Raw genomic sequence first — 26,435 nt, forward strand, 5'->3', positions numbered from 1 at the left:
AGACTAATATGAGAACTTCAACAATTCAGCGCAAAACAGCCGAAACAGATATAAAAATCGAGCTTAATCTGGACGGAAGCGGACAGAGCTCCATTTCCACGGGATGCGGATTTCTCAACCACATGCTCACACTTTTTGCCAAGCACGGACGCTTTGACCTTAATGTATCCTGCAAGGGCGATACGGATGTGGATTTCCACCACACCACCGAGGATATCGGTATAGCACTCGGTCAGGCTCTAAAAGAATGTGTAGGCGACGGTGCGGGCATAACGCGCTATGCAGATATTGTGCTCCCCATGGACGAGGCGCTGATTCTTGCAGCAGTGGATGTTTGCGGACGTTCATATCTGGGCTTTGGACTTGAATTGAAAGCCGGCAAAGTCGGTGATTTCGACACAGAGCTGGTAAACGAATTTTTTGCGGCGTTGGTGGGAAATTTTCCCATTTCTTTGCACATAAAGCAGCTTGACGGAAAGAACACCCACCACATTATTGAGGGTGCTTTCAAGGCCGTGGCGCGTGTACTGAGCGCGGCACTGAAAATAAACAGTGACACCGCAGGTGAAATCCCTTCAACAAAAGGTAAATTATTTTAGGAAAGGTATCATATGATAGCTATTATAGATTACGGCGTAGGCAACCTGTTTTCCCTCTCCTCTTCTTTGGAGCACCTTGGGCTTGATTGTGTTATAACCAACGACCGTGAAACCATTAAAAATGCAGAAAAAATAATCCTACCCGGTGTAGGTGCTTTTTCGGATGCACGTGCTCTTCTCAAAAAGGACGGGCTGGATGATTTTTTGATAGAGCAGGCAAAGAGCGGTAAGCCGTTTTTCGGGATCTGCCTCGGAATGCAGTTACTTTTCGATAAAAGCTTTGAATACGGCGTGCATGAAGGTCTGGGACTTATAAAGGGAGAAATACGTCCTATTCCCACTGCTCTGAAAATCCCGCACATCGGTTGGAATTCTCTGAATTTTGAAAAGGACGACCCTCTGCTTAAATACATAAAAAACGGTGATTATGTTTATTATGTTCATTCCTACTGTGCAATGGACTGTGAAGAAAGCCTTGTGGCATCCTCCGATTACGGCACGAAGGTCACGGGTATAGTCAGAAACGGCAATGTGTGCGGTACACAGTTCCATCCCGAAAAAAGCGGAGCTGTGGGACTTAACATTCTCAAAGCCTTCGGCGAAATGTAAAAGGAGAACGGTATGAAAATTTTTCCCGCAATTGACTTGCGCTTCGGCAATGTTGTGCGTCTTTCAAAAGGTGACTACAATGCCATGAATACATACAGCGAAGATCCCCGTGAGATAGTGAGACTTTTCAAATCAAAGGGTGCCGAGTATCTGCATATTGTTGACCTGGACGGTGCAAAGGACGGTAAGCCCACGAATTTCGAGGCAGTGAAAGCAATTATTTCCGAGGGTGGTCTGTTCACCGAGGTGGGTGGCGGAATACGTAATGAGCAACGGATTTGCGACTATCTTTCCATGGGCGTTTCCCGTGTTATTCTGGGAACAGCTGCAGTGGCGGATTTTGATTTTACTTGCCGAATGGTTGAAAAGTACGGTGAAAAAATCGCCATCGGCGTAGACGCGCGCGACGGAAAGGTTGCCGTAAGCGGTTGGCTTGAAACCTCCGGGCAGAATTCGGTGGATTTCTGTAAAAAACTTGCAGAGGTTGGTGTAAAAACCGTTATTTACACCGACATTTCCAAGGACGGAATGCTAAGCGGAACAAACCTTGAGGTATACAAAACTCTGAGCACTATAAAAGGCCTTGATATTGTAGCTTCCGGCGGAATTTCCTTTGAAAGCGAAATCACTCAGCTTAAGGATATGGGAATTTACGGTGCTATTGTAGGCAAAGCAATATATGAAAACAAACTGCAGCTCGACAAGGCTATTGAGCTGGCAAAATAAAGGAACAGGTATGATTACAAAAAGAATTATCCCCTGCCTTGATGTACGTAACGGCAGAGTAGTCAAGGGAACCAATTTTGAGGGCATAAAGGACGTAGAGGATCCCGTAGAGCTTGCAAAATTCTACAACGCAAGCGGCGCAGACGAGCTTGTTTTTTACGATATAACCGCAAGCTACGAAGGGCGCGGACTGTTTGTGGATGTGCTGAAAAAGGTGGCGTCCGAAATATTTATTCCGCTGACGGTAGGCGGAAGTATAAACACCACCGATGACTTTGACCGCGTCCTAAAATGCGGTGCGGACAAGGTCAGTGTAAACTCAGGAGCGATAAAAGACCCGTCACTTATTTCGGCGGCGGCAAAAAAGTACGGTAACCAGTGCGTTGTTCTTTCCATGGATGTGAAGCGAGTGGACGGTAAATTCACGGTTTTTGCCAAGGGCGGACGTGAAAACACGGGCATAGATGCGCTGGAATGGGCCGTTTTCGGCGAGAAAAACGGTGCAGGCGAATTGGTTGTCAACAGCATTGATACCGACGGTGTAAAAGGCGGGTTTGATCTTGAGATGCTGAGCGCCATCGGAGATAAAGTAAATATCCCCATAATCGCAAGCGGCGGTGCCGGAAATATGGAGCATTTTGATACGTTGTTTAAAACCGTACCCAGAGTGGATGCAGGTCTTGCCGCTTCAATATTCCACTATCGTCAGGTAGCTATCAAGGATTTGAAGAATTACCTTAAAAACAATAACATTGAAATGAGGATTTAGTGACATGGAACTTAAATTTGACGAAAAAGGCCTTATTCCCTGCGTTGTACAGGATTTTATTACAAAAAAGGTACTCACCGTAGCTTACATGAACAAGGAAAGCCTCGAAATAACTCTCAAAGAAAAGCGCACCTGCTTCTTCTCCAGAAGCCGTCAGGTATTGTGGCGCAAGGGTGAGCATTCCGGCAACGTACAGCATCTTGTACGCCTCACCTCCGATTGTGACAACGATGCGTTAGTGGCAGAGGTCATAAAGGACGGACCCGCTTGCCATCTCGGTACAGACAGTTGTTTTAACAATCTTATTTATAATGACGATGCACAGAGTGAGTTTTCCATTGAAGCTCTCTACCGCCTTATCGAGGGCAGAAAAACCGAGAAAAAAGAAGGCTCCTACACCACATATCTTTTTGAAAAGGGCAAGGAAAAGATACTCAAAAAAGTCGGTGAGGAATGTACCGAGGTTATTATTGGTGCCATGAAGGACAGCAAGGAGGAAACTATTTACGAAATATCCGACCTTGCATATCATGTACTTGTGCTGATGGTGGAAATGGGAATTACTGTTGACGACATCAAAAACGAGCTTGCCTCCCGTCATGTTGTGGACAAAAAGGTAAAACAGGAAACCATGAAATAATAATATATCAAAAGCCAAACAGACATGCAAAATGCATGTCTGTTTGGCTTTTATTTATATATTCTTTATTTAACGATTTTGTTAAGCCTGCGGTATTCGGTGGGGGAAATTCTTTCGGACTGGCGGAATTTTTTGATGAAAAAGCTGTAATCACCGAATCCGCACTGCATTGCTATATCCGTTATCTTATCGTCGGTGGTGACAAGAAGCTTCTTAGCTTTGGAAAATCTGCAAACGTTTCTGTATTCAATAATGCTAAGCTTGGTTTTACGCTTAAAAACATGGCACAGATAATAGGTGCTGACGTTCAATTCACGTGCAATAGAGGAAATGTCTGTATCCTGTGTAATATTTTCCTGGATATAAGATATGACACGGTCGACAAGTGGTTCCTCGCGTGTGCCTGATGCAGATATATCGGCATTATTGAGAAGCTCGGCAAGGTTAATGAGATTTTGGCGCACACTTCCCTTGCGGGTCTTTATATTGTCTATATATTCATCCATCTTCTTCACATCGACGCAGTGCATATTACGGCAGGAAATGGGATAAAACGCAAACACTGCGGCGAGCATACGGTCGGTATCATCATAAGCTGAAAGCTCGTCGGCAAGCTTTTGGCTGTCCATAAACTCATTGGTTTCGGAATATACACACTCACCCTCATATTTGCCCAGCTTATTAACGATTTTCTGCGTATAACCGCCGTCGGTTTTAAATTCACCGCAAAGTATATCCTGCTCATTTATTTTTGCAATAAGTATCTCGCGTGCAAAGTCATAAGCATCCTCGACCTTCTTTACACCTGCGGCACGTTCGCGGTCATAGATAACATATATCCAACCGTCCTCGCCCTCAATGGCATCGGGATAAGAAACAGTATCGCGTCCGTCAAGAAGAAGCTTATACGGCCAGGTTGCGCCATCGTCCTCAGACAGCATTGCGGTAAGATTATTCCTGCCGGTATATTCATGATGGTTTATCATAAGAAGTCTGCCCGAATTAAGACGTCTTACATGAAATCGCGTTGAAGGATTGGGGACGGAATAACGCCTGCCGTCCACCCAGGTGATACCCCTGTCGTACGATTCGGTAATTCCCGTACCGGTGGTAGTACGCGTAAGCATACAAAGTGCACCGTTTTTCTTTTCAAATATCATGCTTTCGTCATATGAACGTCCCGGCATGTTGGAGCATCCGCCAAGATATGTTATGGTTTTGCCGTTGTCTGTACTGATATGTACGTTAGCGCCTGAATTTCTGAAGTTTTCTTTGGCCCAAAAATCATCGGAACGGTAAATATGCTTTTTGAGCAGTGAGCAATACGACCAGTAATCCCAGACACAAATCGGGAACAGCCACTCTCCTCCGGACAGTACGGTAGGCTTATTGAGCATAACACCGTAGCCAACGAAAAACTCCTCCGACCATTTAAGCTCGTCGGCATCGGGATCTTCGCATATAACGGCATAGGTTTCAAATTCATGTCCCAGACACCAGAAAAACCACAGCCTTCCCAGCGGGTCTATCCATACAGTGGGGTCAAAGCAACGGTGAGTTTCACCCGCGTAAGCGGCACACACCGGCTCTGTCCAGTTTTCGCCGTCATCGTCACTTTGTATCACAACGCTGTAATTTCCGCAAAGCTCATCCAGCATACCGGAATAAAACGTACAGAAAAGCCTTCCGCTTTTTGTTCTTTCCACTGACGGAATCCCCTGCCATATACGGTAAGGAGTGGAAAATTCAATCAGTTTTTCTTTATCGCTTATAAACATCTTTTCACCTCATGAGTTTTTTACAGTATAAAACAACATTTTGTAAAAAAATATAACGATATTGTCATAAAAACTCTTTCAGCTTTTGATAAATATCCTTGGGATCGGAAACGTTTTTAATATTCTGCCAGAATGGCGGAAATGTTTCCTTTGTTTCGTCATACATAAAGCGCTCATCAACAAGAAGTGCAAAACCGCGGTCGTTTTCAGTACGTATAACACGCCCCATCGCCTGAAACACCCGGTTCATGCCGGGATAAAAGAAACTGTAATTAAAGCCGTTTTCATCATTTTCGGTGAAATATGTTGACACGGCACTGCGCTCAACGCAGGGGGACGGCAATCCCGTACCGATTATCACAACACCCGTCAATCGGTCGCCCGTAAGGTCTATACCCTCGGAAAAAATACCTCCCATAACCGCAAAACCCACCAATGTTTTTTGGGGTGATTCCTTGAAAAGCGAAATGTACATTTCGCGCTCTGCCGATGACATTTTTCGCTTCTGCATGATAAAATCGGAATCCGGGTACATCATCCTGTATATAGACGATGCTTTTTCCATATAGGAAAAAGAAGGAAAAAACACAAGATAATTTCCGGTTTTTACGCTTACGGCGGCTTTTACCGCACGAACAAGCTCGGTAAGATTACCATCGCGGTCATTGAATTTGGTAGAAAGCCCATAGGACATAATAAGGAAATTATCCTGCAAAAACGGCGAAGGCACCTCATATTTAAGGTCGTGATCCTCATATCCCAGCATTGTCAGATAATACTCCCATGGCAAGAGTGTTGCCGAAAAGAACACCGCGGTTCCGCTGTTTTTAACCACATTTTTGATACGATCGCCAGGGTTTACGCAGTAAAGTCTGATTTTTTTATCCTCATCCACATATCTCACACAGCTTTTGTCGTACTGCAACGCCGTATTCACAAAATGACGGCATTCCAACATAAGGCTTATAAGCTCGTTGAATTTTTCTTTCTCCAGCCCGGTAAAGACCTCGCGGTTCTTTTTCATTGCTTCCGAAAGCATCATGTGAAAGCGGTTGACACACAGGTACAGTGCCTCAGGCATATCAAAGCTGACATATTCCGAGTATTCCTCCGCGTCTGCCACAAGGGAGTCGATGTAGCCCTGTATTTTTTTTATAACATCGTCAAGCTGAGGGAAGCTGTCTTTAAAAGTATTATTGAATTTTGCAAACCATGATTTTTTCAGCTCTGCGGAAAACATTTCACGTGCACGGTCCGCCAGGTTATGAGCCTCGTCCACCAGAAGGACAAACTTTTCGCCCGTTTCGTTATGACGGCGTATAGCGGCACGGGGGTCGAACACATAGTTATAATCCCCTATCATGACATCGCACCACTCAGAAATGTCAAGAGAAAACTCGAACGGACACACCTTATGCTTTTCGGCGTATTCACGCACCGTTTCATCCGTAATTATCCATTCGTTTGTTATTATATCAAATATGGCATCATTCACACGGTCATAATAGCCGTTTCCGCGTTCACAGCTTTCGCAGGGGTAATCCTTTTCCTTTACACCGGGGTAAATGCACATTTTGCCCTTGGCGCTTATGGTCACGCACTTAATAAACGGATTCTCGCCGCCGATAAGTTTTAAAGCCTCGCGCGCTACCGACTGAGTAGATGTTTTGGCTGTAAGGTAAAATATCTTATCGGTGTTTTTATTAAAGCTCAAAACGGCGGGATACAGGGTAGACATGGTCTTGCCTATTCCTGTGGGAGCATTTACGTAAAGACTGTAATTATGAGTTACGGCAGTGTAGCACTCCTTCATAAGATCACTCTGACCTGCTCTTGCCTTTTTGAAAGGAAAACGAAGCTGTTTCACTCCGATAGTGCGCTTATTGTGCATATCCAGCGCCAGAAGCGCCCATTTGCCGTAAGAGTGCACCAGAGAGTGAAAAAACTCCGTTATCTGAGAAGACGTAAAGGAATAATTGAAGGTACGTATTTCGTTTTCCTCTACATGATAATATATAAGCTTAACATTTATAACATCAAGCTTTTTTGACTTCATCAGCATATAGGCATAGCACTTTGCCTGTGCAAGATGAAGCCGTGAAAAATGCTCATCTATAAGTGCCAGAGGATATATGACCGACTTTATTTCGTCAACTGTATATTCAAAGCCGTCAAAGGTAACACCGTCGGCACGTCCGCCCACTTCGAGTATATAATCGCTGAATTCAAGTGTCGCCGAAAGACGCACCTCTGCCTTGTACTGTTCGTCCTTTAAAAGACATTCCCGCTGTATCATGCGGTGGACAGCCGTACCGTTTATCAGCTCGTAGTGACTGCCGCTTTTCTTCACATCACCCATTCTGAGGACAAAAGCACATAATTCACGCACACTGAGTGAAATCTTCGGCTTTGTATCTTTATCGGAAAATACAGGCTTCACGACAGTCAATCCTTTCTTTTATTGTGCAGAAGTAATTATATCCCCTGCCCTCGCGGCAAACGGGAGTTCCATGTAAAACTCCATCTGGGGATGAGGTGTAGATTCTATGGGATTCATTTTGCTGTCATACAGTCTGCCGATGGTTATATCACAAGCTGTCTTGCCGGGGGTGAGAAAACGTGCCGCTTCTCCATAAAGCATTTTGTTCTTCTGACAGCATTTTGCAAGTCCTGTTTCTGCATCGTAATCCGTGATAGTGGCAAAGAACGATTTTTCTTTAAGATAACCTGCCGTGGAAGCAAGGTTAGGCTCTTGCATTGAATTATTGAAATAGTAACCCGTGCAGTATTCACGGTGGGAAACGCTGTCAAGCTCTCTGAGAATCGCAGGATTGAACTCCCTGCCCTCCGCCCAGTCATCCATTGCCATGCGATAAGCATTTGTAACAACAGCTGTGTAGTAAGCGCTCTTCATTCTGCCCTCTATCTTAAAGCTGTTTATACCGGCTTTATAAAGCTCGGGAATATGCTCCACAAGGCACATGTCGCGTGATCCGAAAATATAGGTTCCCTCGGGATGAATTTCACCGGTAAGAATATTTTCGGGACGCTTTTCCTCCGCAAATCGGTATATCCAGCGGCAGGGCTGAGCACACTTACCCTCGTTTGCCCCGCGTCCCGTGTAATAATCCGACAGCAGGCATCTGCCCGAAACAGACACACACATAGAACCGTGCACAAAGGCCTCAAGCTCCAGTGTGTTTGGTGTTTTGGCACGTATTTCGGCAATTTCCTCAAGAGTCAGTTCTCTTGCAAGAACAACGCGTTTGGCACCCATATCATGCCATGCACGGCAGGACTGATAATTAAAATTTGCCCCCTGAGTTGAAATGTGGACATCAATATCGGGAAGGCACTTCTTAACCTGACAGAATACGCCCAGATCCGCAACAATAAGAGCATCAGGCTTTATTTCACCCAGCTTTTCAAGGTATTCGGGCAGTTTATCTATGTCGTTGTTACGCGGCATTGTGTTTACGGTGACGTAAACCTTCACACCTGCCTGATGAGCTTTTGCTACCGCGGCTTTCATTTCGTCAAATGAAAAATTATCTGCCGCAGCACGCATGCCAAAGCTGTCACCCGCAAGGTACACCGCATCTGCACCGTACCTTACGGCAAATTCAAATTTTTCATAATTTCCTGCCGGAGAGAGTATCTCCGGCTTTTTAATCTCGTTTACCATAGCGTTATATAAATTCGAAGAATGCTTTTACTGCTTTATAGGTCATATAAACATCGGTTTTTGACACAAGCTCATAAGGCGCATGCATGGAAACTACCGCAACACCGATATCCACCGTGTCAACATTAAGGTTGGCAACATATTTTGCAACCGTTCCGCCGCCGCCCAGGTCCGTTTTACCCAACTCTGCAGTCTGCCACAGTGCACCGCCCTTTTCAAAGGCACGTGCAACCTGTCCGATATATTCGGCAGAGGCATCAGAGGTACCGCTTTTTCCGCGTGAGCCTGTGTATTTTGTAAGCACGACACCGTTATTGATAAATGCGGCGTTACGCTTTTCGTATGCATCTGCGTAGTCGGGGTCGAAGCAGGCATTTACATCGGCAGAAAGACACTTGGAATTATTGAGGGCCTTTCGGGGATTGACCTTTTGGCTGTTTGCCAGTTCCACAATAAAGTCATAAAGGAAATTGGACTGGAGTCCCGTGTTTCCGTCACTTCCCGTTTCTTCCTTATCGGCAAAAACGCTCACAAGTGTCTTTTCGGGCATGTCCGCTTCAAGTATTGCCATAAGCTGAGGATACGCACAAACGCGGTCATCGTGACCGTATGCGGCAATAAGACTTCTGTCAAAGCCTACATCGCGTGCCTTGAAGGTGGGGACCGCACTTATTTCGGCACAGGTAAAATCGCGCTCGGTGATACCGTATTTTTCGTTTATGAGCTTCATTATATTTTCTTTAATCTTTTCGCCCGAGTCACTATCCGTGGGACGGGTTCCCAAAATTATATTCAGTGTCTCGGCGGGAATGGCTTCATGCATGGGCTTAGTCATTTGGTTTGTACCGAGATGAGGAAGCAAGTCACTGATATAGAAAACAGGGTCGTTTTCGTCTTCTCCGATACTGATTTCAACCTGTCTGCCGTCAAGACAGCTAACCACGCCATGAAGAGCAAGCGGAATTGTCGTCCACTGATATTTTTTTATGCCGCCGTAATAATGGGTCTTGAAAAAGGCAAAACCGGAATCCTCATAAAGCGGATTGGGTTTTAGGTCTATTCTCGGACAGTCTATGTGTGCCGCTGCAATGTTCACACCGTTATCAACACTCTTCTTGCCGATTACCGCAAGTATCACGGCTTTACCGCGGTTATTGAAATATACCTTGTCGCCTGATTTGTATTCTCTGTCATATTCAAATTCATTAAAGCCGTTCTTTTTTGCCATAGCAATAACGGTATCGGTCGCCATACGTTCGGTTTTACTGCTGTCTAGAAATTTTTTATAGTCCTCGCAGAAGTTATATGCTTTATTTATTTCTTCTTCCGAAAGCACCTCATAGGCGCTTTTGGCTTTATACATAAGCTCGCTCATTTTTTGTTACCTCCAGAATATTTCTGTATTTTTCAATTGACCTTTTAATTTTTCCCACGTAATTGCGCGTTTCTTCAAAGGGTATGTGGTAAAGCGCGCCGTCCTTATAATATCTTTCATCTTTCATCCAGCTTTTTATTCTGGCGCGCCCTGCGTTATATGCAGCATGGGCAACATCCGCATCGTCAAACTCCTCGTAAAGCATAGACAAAAGAAGGGTCCCGTAGCGTATATTCACCTCCGGGGACATAATGTCAAGGCTTTCGCTGTCTTCACCCGTTTTGGTGCACAGCCACTCAAAAGTATCCTGCGTTATCTGCATCAATCCAAGGGCATTTTTGGGAGACACGGCATCTGCATCAAAACCACTCTCGCACAGAATGGTAGCATAGACCACAGATGGCTCAATGCCGTATTTGTGCGAATATTTTTCCACAATCGCCGTGTATTTAAGCGGATATGTGTTTTTCTCGTTTTCGAGAGCGGTTTGGGTGTAATTATGCACTGCTGCCACTGTGCAAACCACTATTATTACAATCGTGAAAAATGCTTTATATCTTAATTTCATGTGCAATCCTTCTGACAGCCTCACCAAGAGCATCGAGGTCGGAGTTATTATATATCACATAGTCGCACTTATTTACAAGCTCGTCGGAGCTTATCTGATTCATGATACGGCTTACGGCAAATTCACGGGTGATATTATCCCTCTCCATTATACGTCTTATGCGTATTTCTTCATCTGCCACAACGGCTATTGTTTTATAGCATATTCTGTCAAGCCCGCTTTCAAAAAGAAGCGGTGCATCGACTATGGCATATTCAATACCTTTATTTTCAAATTCCGCGATTCTTTCCAGCGTAAAGTTTATTATATGCTTGTGGGTTATTTCTTCAAGAATTCTCTTTTTTTGCGCATCGTTAAATATGACAGAGGCAAGCTTTTTTCGTATTATCTCACCATTTTCGTCAAGTATTGATTTTCCGAAAGCTTCAACCACCTCTCGGTAGCATTCGTTTCCTTTTTTCATGACCGTGCGTGAAACTGCATCCGTATCCACCGAGGGTATTCCGAGCTGTTCAAAAGCACGGCAAACCTGACCCTTGCCTGCTCCGCTTCCTCCGCAAAGACCTATTATCCTCACAGGCATATCACCTCGTATCCGCATGCCTTTATAAGGCGGTTGTAGACCGCAAAGCCCACTCCGCTGCGGCAGGGCTCCACTGCATAAACAACATCGAAATCATGGCGGTCGATTTCTCTGAGCTTTTCAAACAGCAGTTTTGCCTGAGTATTGACATCGGCTTTGGGGCCAAGCGAAAATATGTTCGAAAATGCTTCAAGTCTTTTCTTTTGCTCCTCAAAGCACAAAACCGCAACACGGGAAGAAGAAAGCTTCCTTTCAAAAAATTCCATAACCTTTTCATCACTTCCGCAAACGGTAACCACCGGTACATGCGGAGCATAATGGCGGTATTTCATTCCGGGAGCAAGGGGTTTCTCACCCTCCTTCATCTTCTCGGTAAGCGCCTTATCTGCTTCAACCGGGGCAAACTCACTGAGCTGTTCCATCGTCACTGCGCCCGGGCGCAAAAGCTTTATCACGCCGTTTTTAGGCATGATTATCGTAGATTCAAGCCCTATTTCGCACTGTCCGCCATCAACTATCATTTCTATTCTGCCATCCATGTCATCTATAACGTGATGTGCACATGTAGGGCTGGGGCTTCCCGAGCGATTTGCCGACGGAGCGGCTATCGGAACACCGCTTTTGCGTATAAGCTGTGCCGCAACGGGATGGGACGGAAAACGAACGGCAACAGTATCAAGCCCTGCGGTTACCTCAGTAGGGATTATATCCGCCTTGGGAAGCACCATTGTTATGGGACCCGGCATAAAGGCACGTGCCAGTTCGTATATAAGTTCTTTATCGGTGCAGGTATTTACGGCAGTATATTTTTCTATATCCTCTATACAGCCTATGTGAATTATCAGCGGATTATCACCAGGGCGTCCCTTGGCTTCGAAAATACGTCGGCAAGCATCTGCATCAAGCCCGTTTGCACCCAGTCCGTAAACCGTTTCTGTGGGCATGGCAACAAGACCGCCCGATTTTATTATTTCTGCCGCCTCGTCGAGAGGAGCATAGTTCTCATTTTCTATTTTTACTACCTTGGTTTCCAAATTAAAATTCACCCGATTTCAACATTTCCGCTTTCTGAGCGGTGGCAAGTGCATCAAACACCTCGTCAAGCTTGCCGTTGAGAATAGTTTCAAGATTATACAGTGTAAGACCGATGCGATGGTCAGTAAGGCGTCCTTGGGGATAGTTATAGGTACGTATACGCTCACTTCTGTCGCCCGTTCCAACTTGGCTTTTACGCTGAGATGCAATAGCATCCGTCTGCTCCTTCATCTTTTGCTCATACAGCTTGGAGCGAAGCACCTTCATTGCCTTGTCGCGGTTTTTGTACTGGCTTCTTTCATCCTGACATTCTACAATAATACCCGTGGGCTTATGCAGAATACGTATTGCAGAGTCGGTTTTGTTTACGTGCTGTCCGCCGGCGCCGCTGGCACGGTGAGCCTCGATTTCAAGGTCATTGGGGTTAATTTCTATCTCCACATCCTCGACCTCCGGAAGTACTGCAACGGTAACCGTAGAGGTGTGAATACGTCCCTGGGTTTCGGTTTCGGGCACACGCTGTACACGGTGAACACCGCTTTCAAATTTCAGCTTGGAATATGCACCCTCTCCGATAATACTGAACGAAACCTCCTTAAAGCCACCCAGCTCGGTGGGGTTCTCGTTAATTATTTCTGTCTTCCAGCCCACACTGTCGGCGTACATATTATACATACGGTAAAGAACATAGGAAAACAGCGCAGCTTCTTCTCCGCCGGCACCTCCGCGTATTTCGATTATAACGTTATTATCGTCATTGGGGTCGCGGGGCAGAAGAAGTATTTTCAACTGCTCGAGAGTGCTCTCTATGAGGGGTTCGTTTTCCGCTATTTCCAGTTCGCACAGCTCTTTCATGTCCTCATCCGGCTTTGAAGCGAGAAGCTCCTTGGCCTGCTCCACATTGGCAACAGCTGTTTTATATTCGCGAAATTTTTCAATTATAGGAGTCAACACTTTATATTCCCGCATCAGCTTTTTATACTGCTCCTGGTCATTTATAATCTCCGGCAGCATAAGGTCATCCGACAGCTTTTCATATCTTTTTTCTACTTCGTTAAGCTTATTTATCATAATTTATCCTTTATAGATTTTATATTTTTTTCAAGTTTAACACGGGGCACGACAACCTCGTGTGCGCACGTAGTACATCTGATTTTTATATCGCTTCCCACCCTGAGAACCTCAAATTCCTTTCCGCCGCAGGGATGGGGCTTTTTCATAAGGAGCTTGTCCCCCACTTCCACATATATCACTCCAAAACATAATTTTACATTATATATTATACAACAAATCCTTAAATAAGTCAAGAAAAACGAAAAAATAACCGTCTTTGTCTGCTTACAAAAACAAGGACGGTTATTTGTATTACAATTCAAACGAGCCGCGCACACCGTTGACAAAGGTGGTTATTTCACGCACTCCCAGCTTTTTGAGTATATCGTATTCCCTTTCGATGTCGCTTCCGATAAAATGAGCGCCGTGGCTGTCCGAGCCTATGGTGATAAGCTTTCCGCCCATATCAACATAGCACTGTACCATTCCGTCAAGCGCCATGGAGTTATTCATGCCCTGGCGCCATCCCGAGGTGTTGACCTCAAGCGCAATTTCATGCTTTATCAGAAGCTCAAAAATATATTTCATACGCTTCATGTACTTTTCGTCGTATGGATTTACAAGCTCAGTAAGATTATTGCGCATGAAATACCTTATGGGATATCCAAGATGCCCGAGAGTTGAAATCCTGCCCACACACCATTTGATGTGGTCAGCGGTTTCATCAAGGTAGTTTTCGTAATACCTTATAAGCGTTTCGTGGGGTGTATTTTGGTAGTCAATGAGCGAAAAATCGCACACATCAATGTTATTGTGGTATGAGCCTATAACATACTCATATTTATTGTTTTTAAGTATTTCCGAAGCAAACTGCGGTACCTGATGGGGCTGTCCAAGCTCTATGCCATATATGATGTCAAGTCTGCCCTCGTACGCTTTTTTGGCACGCATAACATCCTCGCGCACCTGCTTTGTGTCCAGCATAATGAGCTCACCCGAATAAACGGTATTGACGTCCAAATGATCTGTAATCGCTATCTGGGTAACGCCGTTTTTCAATGCGCCATCACATATATCAAACACTCTGCCCGGCAGAAGCGTTGACCAGTCAAAGGAGTACTCAGTGTGAATGTGGTAATCAACAATGGGTCGTTTCATTTAGGTATACCTGATTTCCGTAGTAATTTACCACATTATAGCACAACACTGTTTTTTTTTCAATAGCCTGTCACAATATTATACAGATAAGTCCGTTACTGCCCTCATTTATTATTCGTCCCAGTGTTTCAACGATTTTCAGACGCGATTCGCGTGGCATATGGGCAAGCTTTGTGTTAAGTCCTTCATTGACAAGGTCGTACAGGGATTTGCCAAACATATTGGAATGCCATATACGGGCAGGATCCTCCTCAAATTCGTGCAAAAGATATTTCACCATTTCCTCCGATTGCTTTTCAGAGCCCATAATGGGATTAACCTCAGTCTGAATATTAGCACGTATAATGTGCAGACTGGGTGCGGAAGCCTTTAGTTTTATGCCGTAGCCGCCCTGTTGCTTTGTTATTTCCGGCTGTTCCAGTTTCATATCCTCAACGCTCGGTGTAACAATTCCGTAACCGCTGTTCTGTGCCTCTTCAACCGCGGCTCTTATTTTATCATACTGTTGCTTGGAATGGTTAAGCTCACAGATTGTACGCATAAGGTCATCATCGCCGTTTATCTCAATGCCGGTTCTCTCACTGATTACATCATAGAAAAGTCCGTCGTGCAGTTTTATATCCACCAACGCACTGCCTTCACCTAAATTGATGTTTTCCGTGTCAGCACGGTCAATAAATTCTCCCGAGCAAAGCTTTTCAAACACGGGACGTATGTCGCCTATTTTATTAATACTCCGTGCCGCCTCCGTTATGCCGTCCGTGATGGTACGGCGCAGTGCGTTATCCTCCTCCATAGCCATAATCCACAACGGAAGATTGACACCTATTTCCCGTACAGGGAACTCAAACAGCACAAGGCGTATGATATTTGTTATATCAATTTCGCTTATTTCAAGGCAGTTCACAAGAGCCACCGGAGCAGCATATTTTTCTTCAAGCTCATAAGCAAGTGATGTTGCCTCCACGCTTTCGGGTCGGGCGGAATTGAGCACAATGACAAAAGGCTTATTCATTTCTTTAAGCTCATTAACTACTCTTTCTTCCGCAAGTACATAATCCTCTCTGGGAATTTCACCGATAGTACCGTCGGTGGTTACCATAAGTCCTATGGTAGAATGCTCGGTTATAACCTTACGTGTGCCTATTTCAGCAGCCTTTTCAAACGGCACAGGGCTTTGCGACCAGGGAGTCATAACCATTCGCGGCTCGCCGTTTTCGCTGTCCCCTATTGCACCCGGCACCATGTAACCCACGCAATCTATCATCTTTACCATGAATTCAGCATTGTCATCCAGTGTAACCTTTACCGCCTTGTCAGGTATGAATTTAGGCTCGGCAGTCATAACGGTACGTCCGGAAGCGCTCTGCGGAAGCTCATCCACTGTACGTTCTCTTTCGGATATATCAGCAATATTCGGTATAACAAGCGAATCCATAAATCTCTTTATAAGTGTGGATTTTCCCGTTCTTACAGGTCCCACCACCCCGATATATATGTCGCCGCCTGTCCGACGGGCAATGTCGGTGTATATATTCTCCATGAGAAATCCCCCTTTTTTTCTGTTGCTACATTTTATTACCTGATACAAAAAAATATGCGGCAAAACCAAAATAATTTTAACATTTTGAAAAATATTCAAAAAAATAACACTCGTTATGTGAAAAGGGCACAAAAACATTTAAAACGGGCTTGAATTTATACTGCATCAATAGTATAATTAATATGTATAGTTTATTAATATTAATGAAAGAGGTTTACTGATTTGAAAAGCATTATTAACGGTAAGATTATAACCCCATACGGTATCATAAAGAATAAGGTACTCAATTTCAGAACCATCATAAACAGTATTTCCGACACCGCGCAAGGCGAAATAATTGACGCAAAGGGAAATTATGTTTGCCCGGGTCTTGTGGATATCCATATACACGGTTATGCCGGTGAGGACGCTTCCGACGGAAAGGCTGAAGGTATCCGTACCATGGCTGAGGGCATTGTAAAAAACGGTGTTACCTCCTGGCTTCCCACTACCATGACAGTTTCCAAGGCAGAGCTTGAAGCGGCGTTTGAAGCTATCCGGACAGTCAAGGCAGAAAGTGAAACTCCGGATTTCAAGGGTGCACAGATACTGGGTATCAACGCTGAAGGTCCTTTTATCAATGCTCAGTACAAGGGCGCTCAGGCCGAGGAAAACATCATTAAACCGGATGCCGAATTTATTAAAAAGTATGCAGATATCATAAAGCTGGTTACTGTTGCTCCCGAGGTTGAGGGCGCAATGGACTTTATAAAGGAAATCAAGAAGGACACTTCCATTACCGTTTCCATGGGTCACACCGGCACAACCTACGAAACCGCAAAAGAAGCTTTTGAGGCAGGTCTTTCCCATGTCACCCATCTCTTTAACGCCATGACTCCCCTGCATCACAGAAAGCCCGGTGCGGTAGGTGCGGCTCTTTCAAAATCATCTGTAACTTGTGAGCTTATTTGCGATACATACCACGTTCATCCGGGTCAGTACGAGCTGGTATATTCTCTCAAGGGCGACAAGCTGGTGCTTATCACCGACTGTATCCGCGCAGGCGGTCTGACCGACGGCGAATACACTCTGGGCGGTCAGAAAGTTACCGTAAAGGGTATCACCTGTCTGCTGGATGACGGCACCATTGCAGGAAGCGTTCTCAAGCTCAATAATGCCATTAAGAACTTCAAGAACAACACAAATATTCCGCTTCACAAAATAGTAAACTGTGCTTCTCTCACCCCCGCAAAGGCAATCGGAGTTGACAAGACCAAGGGCTCCATTGAAGTTGGCAAGGATGCGGATATAGTTATCATGGACGAAGATTTCCAGGTTCTCAGCACCTTTGTAGGCGGAGACCTCAAGTATTCGAAATAATATAATTAAAATATAAAGGAGTTAATTATGAATCTCAAAGTTAAAGCTGTTCTGGACGAAGGCTTTGCTCCGATGTCCGTTGTTTTCCGTGATTTTGAAGCTGCAGCAAAGGCTAACCCTCAGGAAATTGTCGTTGCTGTTGTAAGAAACAAGGGGCTTACCTCCACTTATAAGCTCACCGTTTTTGCCGACGACGCAGGTAAGGACGAGGAGAATTTCATGTTCTGCGACCGTATCGTAAAATCCATGCTGTGGATGCGCGGCGGTTACAAAATCATTATCGCAGGTTCCGAAAAAATCTACAACTATTTCAAAAAGGCTTACTCCAAGGGCGGATCCCGTGAGTTTGATGTAAACTTCATGAGCCGCGTTTACGAATGTCCATTTGAAGTTGAATACATTGCCGATGTTAAAAACGCTCCCGTTGACAAAGAAGACGCAAATCCCGTAGGACGTCATCTTGATGGTTGCCGTATAGGCTTTGACGCAGGCGGAAGCGACCGCAAAGTAAGTGCAGTTATCGACGGTGAGGCTGTTTACTCCGAAGAAGTGGTATGGTTCCCCAAAACCAATTCTGATCCCATGTATCACTACAACGGCATTCTCGAAGCAATGAAGACCGCGGCTTCCAAAATGCCCCGCGTTGACGCTATCGGTGTAAGCTCCGCAGGTGTTTACATCGACAACCGTATCATGGTTGCTTCTCTGTTCCTCAAGGTTTCCGACGAGGAATTTGACAAAAAGGTTAAGAACATGTACCTTGATGTTGCAAAAGAAATCGGTGCAGATATTCCCGTTGAAGTTGCAAACGACGGTGACGTTACCGCTCTTGCAGGTGCTATGGATCTTCAGGACAACAACGTTCTGGGTATCGCCATGGGTACCAGTGAAGCAGGCGGATATGTTGACGGCGACGGCAATATCACCGGCTGGCTCAATGAGCTTGCATTTGTTCCCGTTGACTACAATACCGAATCCATGGTAGACGAATGGTCCGGAGACTACGGTTGCGGCGTTAAGTACTTCTCTCAGGATGCTGTTATAAAGTTGGCTCCTGCCGCAGGCATTGAATTGGACCCCAGCCTTTCTCCCGCAGAAAAGCTTAAGGTAGTTCAGGGTCTTATGGCTCAGGACGATCCCAGAGCAGTTAAGATTTACGAAACCATCGGTGTATACTTCGGTTATGCAATTGCTTACTACGCACTGTTCTATGATATAAAGCACGTTCTCATTATGGGCCGTGTTTCTTCCGGCAAGGGCGGTACTCTCATTCTTGACAAGGCAAACGAAGTACTTAAGGCCGAATTCCCCGAGCTGGACAAGAAGCTTGAGCTTCACATTCCCGACGAATCCAGCCGTCGTGTTGGTCAGTCCGTTGCAGCTGCAAGCCTTCCCAACATCAAGAAATAATCAGCAAACAGTCATGACCACCGGCTAAGCCGGTGGCTTGCTCAGCCCTATAAGGGCATATTACTGGCGGGGCTAAAAGCCCATCGAAAAATCTGCCAACCGCAAGCGGACACAAGCTACCGCTAAAGCGGTTGGCTTATTTTTTGCTTGCGCGTACCGGCTCACCCGTAAACGGGTCAACGAGTTCTTTTATACTCATTTGTTCGTACGCCAAATCTTCTTGGAGTTGGTTTCTTATGTATTCGGCAATTGCCTTTTTGTTCTTCCCTACTGTATCAACATAGTATCCCCTACACCAAAACTCTCTGTTTCCGTATCTGTATTTCATATTCGCGTGTCTATCGAATATCATCAAACTACTTTTTCCTTTTAGGTATCCCATAAAACTTGATACACTTATCTTAGGCGGTATGGACACTAACATGTGTATATGATCGGGGCAAGCTTCCGCTTCGATTATCTCTACACCCTTCCATTCACATAGCTTTCTTATTATCTCTCCTATATCTCCTTTTATTTTTCCGTAGATTACCTGTCTACGATATTTCGGGGCAAATACTATGTGATACTTGCAATTCCATGTGGTATGTGCTATACTATTTGTGTCAATTTTCATAATTGACCTCCTTCTATGTTTATCTTACTTGCGGTTGGCTAGACCCGCTTGTATTATATCATAGAAGGTGTTTTTGTTCAACGGCAAAAGCCTCTATCTAACCACCCGCTTAGCGGGTGGTTTTCGGTATACAAAAATGGCTTATGATGAAACATCATAAGCCATTTTTATTATTTATTTATGCTCCGAAGTTGAACATTTTTGTGCCGAACACCTCGGGGTTATACATGACGATAACGCAGTCGAAATCGTATTGCTCAACGTATTGTGCGGGAACGGGTGTTGCCGCATCGCGCAGATCCATCATGTGAAGTTCACCCACACAGGTTGAAAGGAATGCCGCAAAAGGAAGCGAATATGAATCCTTTATAAGCAGAATTTTTGTATCATTATCGATTTTATTATTCTTTATAATCAGATTTCCATAGTCATACTCAAAGTACGCCGCGTGCTTGTTGGCAGATTTATCGGTGCTATCAAGAATATATTGTCTGACTATGCTGTTCATGAAATCGCCTTGCCACATACAGACTTCAGGAGAAGAAAGGGCATCGTATATTGTGTAATCCGTTTCAAAATCCGGCTTTATGAAAGTATAGTCATCATATCCTGAAATCGCCGAGCCCACACGCCGTCCCAACGAGCCAAGATAGCATTCCGGGTAAAATTCGATGATGTAATTATCCAAATCACGATAAAACCCGGTGGGATCTATATTCAGATCAAAACTTTCGTTAAGCTTATCCACCGTCTCGCCAAACGCCCAGAAAGCAGTTTTTGTGGTCCAGTGATGGTCTGTGGTGTAAAACAGGCTGTTACGGTCAAGATTCTGAAGCTTTATGCTCTCGCGTAAATCAAGGGTGGAAACACCGGCGTTCTCCAGCTCTTCGAGCAACACATTGCAATCCTCGTTAGCGTAATTCTCCGCTCCCGCAGGAAAAACAGTGTAATCCTCCAACTTTTTATTTGGAGTCTGAACGTAGATAAACGGTGTGTTTCTTTTGCCGAGCAATTCAGCAAAAGCTATCGTCCTTGCAATTTCGCCGGAAACATCAAAGTGCGGCGCGGGAAAATGAAGCTTTCCATGTGTATCCTTAATTATGTATCCGTATTCAGCATCCTCAAGCTTAGTCGCCTTTTGAGCCGAGGTCATTCGCTGAATGGCAGACCATATTTCCACAAACGCTTCTTTTTTATAAAATCCGCCGGTATACACTCTTTCTATATCACCCATCCCGAAGGGATAATTCTTCAGTGCAGTAGTAATACCGAAGAAAAATATAACGGCAAGAAAAAACATTGTGACCAGTATTTCTTTTTTAAGAAATCTTTTCATCATTCTCCTAGAACATTTTCTTCTTGGCAAGTATTATTACCATTATCGCAACAATTACTGCCGATATTCCCACAGGAAACCAAAAGCTTCCCGACAGCGGTATTCCCTGAACGTTCATTCCGTAAAAGCCCGAAACTATGGTTGGAACCGCCATTATTATGGTTATGGAAGCAAGAAGCTTCATGGCAAAGTTAAGATTATTTGAAATTACCGAAGCAAACGCATCAATCATACCTGCCAGAATAGAGCTGTATATATCCGCCATTTCACGCGCCTGACGTATCTCGATAATTACATCATCGAACAGCTCCTCATCTTCCTCGTAAAGCTTTATAAGACGTCCGCGCTCCAGCTTGTGAAGCGTTGTTTCGATTGATTTAAGGGAGGTCGAGAAATAAACAAGAGATTTTGACAGCGCCATAAGCTGAACAATCTCTTTATTTTTGGTAGCCTTGTAAAGCTGATTTTCGATATATACCGTTATCTTGTCAATCTGTTTAAGATATTTGAGATAGCGGGTAGCCAGCGCAAGCATCAACTTTAAGAAAAATCGACTCTTTAAAGCCGGATCTGTCCCACGAATATGTCCGTCCGCAATATCTTTAAGCACACTGTTTTCCTTAAGGCAAACAGTAATTATACATTCACTCGTGAATACTACACCGATAGGAAATGTTGAATACGTGACCGAACCGTTTTCATCCTTCAGGGCAACAGGTCCGTCCACAAGTATGAGGGTAACACCGTCATCGTTTTCGACACGGCCCATTTCCTCCTCATCCAGAGCGGCGCGTATATATTCGGGTTGGATCTTTGCAAGCTCGCAGACCGTGTCAATTTCTTCCGCATTTGGGTTGACCATATATACCCAACATCCCCTGCGGAATTCATCGCATTCACCGAGTTTGCCGTTAGTTGTAGAAAAATAAGAAAGCATTTTATCCGTCCTTTCTGCGGGCAGAAGGAAACAGAGTCAAATGCTTTCTTCGTCACTGAGTTATATGCACATGCCACCACAAACCGACCGCCCGGTCATTATTAAATTCAAAATAACTCCGCACAATCGTTCGGGTACCAAGTATTTTCACCTCAGCTTTTTGTTGTTAAGTATATTATCAGTTATTGTTTTTCTTGCCGTCCATGAGTCCGTTTACGAGAGCATCAATAGGATCGTCGTAATTGAAAACATCGGGCTTGGACTCTTCTTCAGTCTTAGCTACGGGTTCGTCTGCAACAACAGGCTCAGCCACCTCAGCCTGTGCAGGCTTTTTGTCGAAGCCGGTTGCGATAACGGTAACCTTCATCTTATCCTCGAAGGTTTCATCAATAGCAACACCCCAGATAATGGTTGCATCGGGCATAGCCTCTTTGGCAACAATAGAAGAAGCGATTTCGGTTTCTTCCAGACCAACATCGGGACCTGCGGTGATATTAACGATAATAGCACGTGCGCCACTGATAGAAGTTTCAAGCAGCGGGCTGGAAATAGCCATTTTTGCGGCAATCTCTGCCTTCTCCTTGCCTTCACCGTTACCAACACCCATATGTGCAAGACCTGCATCCTTCATTGCTGTGGTAACGTCCGCAAAGTCAAGGTTGATAAGTGCTGTATCGCTAACCAGTTCAGTGATGGACATAACACCGCGTGCGAGAACGCTGTCAGCTTCATCAAAAGCAGTGAGCAGAGTGATGCGTGTTTCGGAAATGAGCTTGAGTCTTTCGTTGGGAATAACAATGAGAGAGTCAACATTTTCACGAAGGCGGGCAATACCCATTTCAGCCTGTTCCATACGCTTTTTGCCTTCAAAAGCAAAAGGCTTGGTAACGATACCAACGGTAAGGATACCCATGTCTCTTGCTGCCTTTGCAATTACGGGAGCCGCACCGGTACCGGTACCGCCGCCCATACCGCAGGTAATAAACAGCATGTGTGCATCCTTGATGGATTCGAGGACTTCTTCAAGAGTTTCCTCGGCAGCACGCTGACCGATTTCGGGGTTTGCGCCTGCGCCGTGACCCTTTGTAATTTTTTCGCCTATAACGATTTTACGCTCTGCAGAATTCTTTATAAGAGCGGCTTTATCAGTGTTTACCGCAAGGAACTCAACGCCTTGCATATTGTTCTTGATCATCTTGTTGACAGCGTTATTACCGCCGCCGCCGACTCCGAGAACCTTAATTTTTACCACTTCTGTGGTTATGCTGTCATTTGTATCAAATGGCATAGTGACTCCTCCTGTTTCAACATCTTTTATCTTATTTTATCAAAAAATACATACATAAGATTGAGTAGATATATCTTATTATATATTAATATCTTTTTGAAGAAAATGCAATAGCTTATAAAAAAATTTTAAAAACATTAACATTTTCACTAAAAATTCTGTTAATTTTAATTAAAAATCATCCAGATTTATCACAGCTCTTCCATTTTCGGAAATTGTTATTTTGCCTGTGTCGTTGGGAAAATCCACAATTACTTTTTCAAAAATCTTGATTTTGAAATCAAGCAATTCATCATCGCCTATATATACATCAAAGCGGTTGCCGTAATTAAAGACTATATTGAACTTATCGGTTACGTCAATAAACGAAATTTCATCCTGAACGCCTGCTTTGAAAAGCTCTCCGTAAATTCGCTTTATAATATCACCGTCGTCCTTGTCGGAAAACTCCGCCGTCTCACCAACGATACAGCGTCGTACACCGCTCGTACGAAGCTCCGCCTTAGGCGTATCCGCCTTAACCTTTCCCAAAACCTTCATATCTCTGTTAAGGGCGTAAGTCTCGTGCAGTATCGGCAGATACATAGCGCCATTCTGAACCTCAAATTTTATTTCAACAGCATCCGGAAAGTGTTTTGATACCCTGACACTACTTATATATGGGCGCACCGAATACAGCCTTTTTTCCAATTTGCCGTTATTGCAGGTGAATATACTTTCACCCTTTTTCAAACCGCTTGCCGATATTATATCCTGTGCTGTGTAAAACTCATTTTCGGACACAATGATTTCATTTATCACAAAATACCGCGTTGCCAGCAGATACCCGCCCGCAAGCACAAGAACAAGCGCAAGGAAAATATACATTATTTTCAATCTTGCGCGCCTTTTTTCTCTTAGTTCTTTGAGCTCTTCAAGGGATTTTCCTTTTTTCATTTTTTGTCCGTCAAATTCTTAATTATTTCGTATATTCTTTCACCCGAATCGCGTATTGCCAACGACAGCATATTCCTATGCATCTCTTCAAGCCTGTCGGGGCTCTTCACAATGGCGTCCACTGCTTTTATAAGGGCGTCGGGAGTAAGGTATTTTTCCTCAATTATTTCAGCTGCACCACTGTTCTTAAGAACCAGTGCGTTTTTGTATTGATGGTTATTCGTTACATTTGGCGAAGGTATAAGTATTGCAGGCTTGCCCATTACTGCAAGCTCTGCCAGTGTTATGGCACCCGCACGGCAAATAACCACATCGCTTGCCGCCATACGCATGGGCATATCATAAATATATTCCAGTATCTCGGCGTTTTTTATACCTTTAAGGCTTTCAACACGTTCCTTGCGTTTCTCCCACTCATAGGAGCCTATGGCATGAACGTGAACAACATCCGTATTTCCCGAAACATACTTTTCAATAAAATCAAGGACATTATTGTTTATTTCCCTTGCGCCAAGGCTTCCGCCGAATGACAGAACGCAAAGTTTGTCCGAGAGACCGAACTTTTCCCGAGCCTCTTTTCGGTCAGCATTCAGTATTTCGGGAGAAACAGGATTTCCCACAAGGACGGTCTTTTCGGGCAATCCTATATATTCAGCCGACTCCTTAAAGCTTATCATAACCTTATCGACATACCGCGACAGCATCTTTGTGGTTACACCGGGAACAGCATTCTGCTCGTGTATAGCCGTAGGAATTCCTGCCTTGGAAGCCGCTTTTACAATCGGCCAGCTTGCATAACCGCCCGTTCCGATGACAATATCGGGCTTAAATTCCTTAAGAATTTTTTTCGCCCTAAACGGAGAGGTAACCGCTTTATAAAGTATGGGGACATTTTTCAGAGTAGGCTTTCGTATGAAGCCCTTGACGTCCACATGATAAAGCTTGAAGCCCTCGCGTGGAATGAGCTTATTTTCCATTCCGTAAGGCGTTCCTACAAAGGCTACTTCGGCATCGGGAACACTTTTCAGTATTCGTTTTGCTATGGCGAGAGCGGGGTTGATGTGTCCGCCCGTTCCGCCGCCGCTTAAAAGTACACGCATTATTATCCCCTATTTCTCTGTATAAGAATATTTTGATACGTTCAGAACTATACCCATTTCACCCATCAGCACAAGAAGTGCCGTACCACCATAGCTGAAAAACGGAAGCGGTATTCCCGTACTGGGAAGTACGTTTGTCACCACCGCTATATTCAGCACAACCTGAACGGCAATTTTAGCCACTATACCGATTACTATCATTTTGCTGAATTTATCGGGTGCATTAAAGCCGATGTGAAATCCGCGCCATATGAAAACACCGAACAGCAAAAGCACAAACGCCGCAAAAATAAATCCCATTTCTTCGCAAAGTATCGAAAAGATATAGTCATTCTGGGGCTCAGGCAAAAACAGATGCTTCTGACGGCTGTTTCCGAGTCCCACACCCCACAGACCACCGGAACCGATTGCCAGCATGGACTGATATGGTTGCCAGGCGTTGTTCTTAATTTCTTCGTATGTCATTTTGCTGAATGGTTTCATCCAGGTTTCAAGACGTTCTCTGGAATGTGCCGAGCCGAACAGCAATGCCACTGCACCGCCCGCACCCGCGAGAACTCCCGCCCCCAGCCACTTGAACGAGCACTGACCCAGCACCATCATAATAAGTGTTTCAAGGCCTATTATTATAAGGCAGGACATGTGCGGCTGAAGCTTTAAGAGGACTGCGATTACCACAAGGAAAAGAGCATAAGGGAAAATACCGGTCCAGAAAGTCTTCATGCGGTTTTTAGGAGGAGTAAGCCTTCTGAAAAACCTGTACTTACTGCTTTTGCACCACGGATAGTACCTGGAATATATCACTTTTGCCAACCGATTATCCTTGCTTCGATGGGTTATGTTATAGTCGGCAAAATACAAAATAAGAGCCGTTTTCATAACCTCAGACGGCTGGAACTGGAAACCGATATTTATCCAGCGGGTCGCACCGTTGACATTTACACCCACACCCGGTATGAGAACCAACACAAGAAGTACAAATGAACCGTAGAACAGAAGCTTTATGCATCTGCGTATCCACAGATAGTCTATTTTCCATGCCACAAAAGCCATTCCGATAAGACCTGCCGCAACAAATATTGCCTGCTGTCTTACATAGTGGAAGCTATCGCCGTCAAAGGTTCTTTGGGCATAGGCATAGCTTGCCGAAAAGACCATTACGGTGCCAATGCACAAAAGCAGTATTATCAATATCAGGAACATTCCGTCCACAGAGCCCTCAATACGCATTTTCGGCGTACTTGTAGCGGTCATCGCCGCCGTACGTCTGGGCTTGCGGTCATTGGTTTTGTTTTTTGGATCACGGTGGGAAGAACCGTTGTTATGCATACA

25 protein-coding genes are annotated in these 26,435 nt (G+C 44.6%); 7 read left to right on the top strand and 18 right to left on the bottom strand.

What is annotated here, in order from left to right; all coding sequences use genetic code 11:
- Positions 1 to 8 precede the first annotated feature (8 nt).
- The 5 genes from hisB to E7588_02920 are packed head-to-tail and all read left to right on the top strand — an operon-like array spanning position 9 to position 3,343.
- The gene (gene hisB / locus E7588_02900; protein MBE6688210.1) at positions 9 to 599 is read left to right on the top strand and encodes an imidazoleglycerol-phosphate dehydratase HisB; all 591 of its coding nucleotides are present in this window, start codon (positions 9 to 11) and stop codon (positions 597 to 599) included.
- 12 nt (positions 600 to 611) lie between these two features.
- Positions 612 to 1,208, top strand: coding sequence for an imidazole glycerol phosphate synthase subunit HisH (hisH, locus tag E7588_02905; GenBank protein MBE6688211.1), 597 nt, complete (start codon positions 612 to 614; stop codon positions 1,206 to 1,208).
- A 12-nt stretch (positions 1,209 to 1,220) separates the two neighbouring features.
- Positions 1,221 to 1,934, top strand: a complete 714-nt coding sequence (gene hisA / locus E7588_02910) for a 1-(5-phosphoribosyl)-5-[(5-phosphoribosylamino)methylideneamino]imidazole-4-carboxamide isomerase (GenBank protein MBE6688212.1) — start codon at positions 1,221 to 1,223, stop codon at positions 1,932 to 1,934.
- A gap of 10 nt (positions 1,935 to 1,944) precedes the next feature.
- On the top strand, positions 1,945 to 2,703 hold the full coding sequence (gene hisF, locus E7588_02915; GenBank protein ID MBE6688213.1) for an imidazole glycerol phosphate synthase subunit HisF: 759 nt from the start codon (positions 1,945 to 1,947) through the stop codon (positions 2,701 to 2,703).
- A 4-nt stretch (positions 2,704 to 2,707) separates the two neighbouring features.
- The gene (locus tag E7588_02920) at positions 2,708 to 3,343 is read left to right on the top strand and encodes a bifunctional phosphoribosyl-AMP cyclohydrolase/phosphoribosyl-ATP diphosphatase HisIE (GenBank protein MBE6688214.1); all 636 of its coding nucleotides are present in this window, start codon (positions 2,708 to 2,710) and stop codon (positions 3,341 to 3,343) included.
- Between the two features lie 65 nt (positions 3,344 to 3,408).
- Here E7588_02920 and E7588_02925 read toward each other — a convergent pair whose 3' ends face one another.
- From E7588_02925 to spoIVA, 11 genes are all read right to left on the bottom strand, one after another.
- Entirely contained in the window at positions 3,409 to 5,121 is a 1,713-nt protein-coding gene (locus E7588_02925) for a helix-turn-helix domain-containing protein (GenBank protein MBE6688215.1), read from the bottom strand.
- 64 nt (positions 5,122 to 5,185) lie between these two features.
- The gene (locus E7588_02930; protein MBE6688216.1) at positions 5,186 to 7,561 is read right to left on the bottom strand and encodes an ATP-dependent DNA helicase; all 2,376 of its coding nucleotides are present in this window, start codon (positions 7,559 to 7,561) and stop codon (positions 5,186 to 5,188) included.
- An 18-nt stretch (positions 7,562 to 7,579) separates the two neighbouring features.
- Positions 7,580 to 8,794: a U32 family peptidase gene (locus E7588_02935; GenBank protein MBE6688217.1), complete on the bottom strand. Its 1,215-nt coding sequence runs from the start codon at positions 8,792 to 8,794 to the stop codon at positions 7,580 to 7,582.
- A 16-nt stretch (positions 8,795 to 8,810) separates the two neighbouring features.
- Positions 8,811 to 10,169: an aminopeptidase gene (locus tag E7588_02940; GenBank protein MBE6688218.1), complete on the bottom strand. Its 1,359-nt coding sequence runs from the start codon at positions 10,167 to 10,169 to the stop codon at positions 8,811 to 8,813.
- Positions 10,162 to 10,782 (bottom strand): lytic transglycosylase domain-containing protein, encoded by a 621-nt coding sequence (locus E7588_02945; protein MBE6688219.1) that lies wholly within the window; start codon positions 10,780 to 10,782, stop codon positions 10,162 to 10,164. Before E7588_02945 ends, E7588_02940 begins: the two co-directional genes overlap by 8 nt.
- Positions 10,733 to 11,350 carry a dephospho-CoA kinase gene (locus tag E7588_02950; protein MBE6688220.1) on the bottom strand — a complete coding sequence of 206 codons (618 nt, stop codon included), beginning with the start codon at positions 11,348 to 11,350 and terminating at the stop codon, positions 10,733 to 10,735. The genes E7588_02945 and E7588_02950 overlap by 50 nt, the downstream gene beginning before the upstream one ends.
- Complete coding sequence (locus E7588_02955; GenBank protein MBE6688221.1) at positions 11,323 to 12,366, bottom strand: threonylcarbamoyl-AMP synthase; 1,044 nt, start codon at positions 12,364 to 12,366, stop codon at positions 11,323 to 11,325. Before E7588_02955 ends, E7588_02950 begins: the two co-directional genes overlap by 28 nt.
- Before the next feature lies 1 nt (position 12,367).
- Positions 12,368 to 13,438: a peptide chain release factor 1 gene (locus E7588_02960; protein ID MBE6688222.1), complete on the bottom strand. Its 1,071-nt coding sequence runs from the start codon at positions 13,436 to 13,438 to the stop codon at positions 12,368 to 12,370.
- Positions 13,435 to 13,617, bottom strand: a complete 183-nt coding sequence (locus E7588_02965; GenBank protein MBE6688223.1) for a DUF951 domain-containing protein — start codon at positions 13,615 to 13,617, stop codon at positions 13,435 to 13,437. The genes E7588_02960 and E7588_02965 overlap by 4 nt, the downstream gene beginning before the upstream one ends.
- Before the next feature lie 115 nt (positions 13,618 to 13,732).
- Complete coding sequence (locus E7588_02970; GenBank protein MBE6688224.1) at positions 13,733 to 14,578, bottom strand: histidinol-phosphatase HisJ family protein; 846 nt, start codon at positions 14,576 to 14,578, stop codon at positions 13,733 to 13,735.
- A gap of 70 nt (positions 14,579 to 14,648) precedes the next feature.
- Positions 14,649 to 16,121 (bottom strand): stage IV sporulation protein A, encoded by a 1,473-nt coding sequence (spoIVA, locus tag E7588_02975; GenBank protein ID MBE6688225.1) that lies wholly within the window; start codon positions 16,119 to 16,121, stop codon positions 14,649 to 14,651.
- A 222-nt stretch (positions 16,122 to 16,343) separates the two neighbouring features.
- Between spoIVA and nagA the strand changes: the two genes are divergently transcribed.
- Positions 16,344 to 17,480 carry an N-acetylglucosamine-6-phosphate deacetylase gene (nagA, locus tag E7588_02980; GenBank protein ID MBE6688226.1) on the top strand — a complete coding sequence of 379 codons (1,137 nt, stop codon included), beginning with the start codon at positions 16,344 to 16,346 and terminating at the stop codon, positions 17,478 to 17,480.
- Between the two features lie 27 nt (positions 17,481 to 17,507).
- Positions 17,508 to 18,890 (top strand): ROK family protein, encoded by a 1,383-nt coding sequence (locus E7588_02985; protein MBE6688227.1) that lies wholly within the window; start codon positions 17,508 to 17,510, stop codon positions 18,888 to 18,890.
- 136 nt (positions 18,891 to 19,026) lie between these two features.
- Here E7588_02985 and tnpA read toward each other — a convergent pair whose 3' ends face one another.
- From tnpA to E7588_03020, 7 genes are all read right to left on the bottom strand, one after another.
- A complete protein-coding gene (gene tnpA / locus E7588_02990) occupies positions 19,027 to 19,506 on the bottom strand; it encodes an IS200/IS605 family transposase (GenBank protein MBE6688228.1) in 480 nt (159 codons plus the stop codon).
- Positions 19,507 to 19,684: 178 nt separating this feature from the next.
- Entirely contained in the window at positions 19,685 to 20,845 is a 1,161-nt protein-coding gene (locus E7588_02995) for a hypothetical protein (protein ID MBE6688229.1), read from the bottom strand.
- Positions 20,846 to 20,849: 4 nt separating this feature from the next.
- Positions 20,850 to 21,779: a magnesium transporter CorA family protein gene (locus tag E7588_03000; GenBank protein MBE6688230.1), complete on the bottom strand. Its 930-nt coding sequence runs from the start codon at positions 21,777 to 21,779 to the stop codon at positions 20,850 to 20,852.
- A gap of 178 nt (positions 21,780 to 21,957) precedes the next feature.
- Positions 21,958 to 23,067: a cell division protein FtsZ gene (gene ftsZ, locus E7588_03005; protein ID MBE6688231.1), complete on the bottom strand. Its 1,110-nt coding sequence runs from the start codon at positions 23,065 to 23,067 to the stop codon at positions 21,958 to 21,960.
- A gap of 171 nt (positions 23,068 to 23,238) precedes the next feature.
- Positions 23,239 to 24,003: an FtsQ-type POTRA domain-containing protein gene (locus E7588_03010; protein MBE6688232.1), complete on the bottom strand. Its 765-nt coding sequence runs from the start codon at positions 24,001 to 24,003 to the stop codon at positions 23,239 to 23,241.
- Positions 24,000 to 25,103: an undecaprenyldiphospho-muramoylpentapeptide beta-N-acetylglucosaminyltransferase gene (gene murG / locus E7588_03015; GenBank protein ID MBE6688233.1), complete on the bottom strand. Its 1,104-nt coding sequence runs from the start codon at positions 25,101 to 25,103 to the stop codon at positions 24,000 to 24,002. Before murG ends, E7588_03010 begins: the two co-directional genes overlap by 4 nt.
- A 9-nt stretch (positions 25,104 to 25,112) precedes the next feature.
- Positions 25,113 to 26,432, bottom strand: a complete 1,320-nt coding sequence (locus E7588_03020; protein MBE6688234.1) for a cell division protein FtsW — start codon at positions 26,430 to 26,432, stop codon at positions 25,113 to 25,115.
- Between the last annotated feature and the right edge of the window lie 3 nt (positions 26,433 to 26,435).

Source organism: Oscillospiraceae bacterium, assembly GCA_015065085.1.
Taxonomy (GTDB): Bacteria; Bacillota; Clostridia; order Oscillospirales; family SIG627; genus SIG627.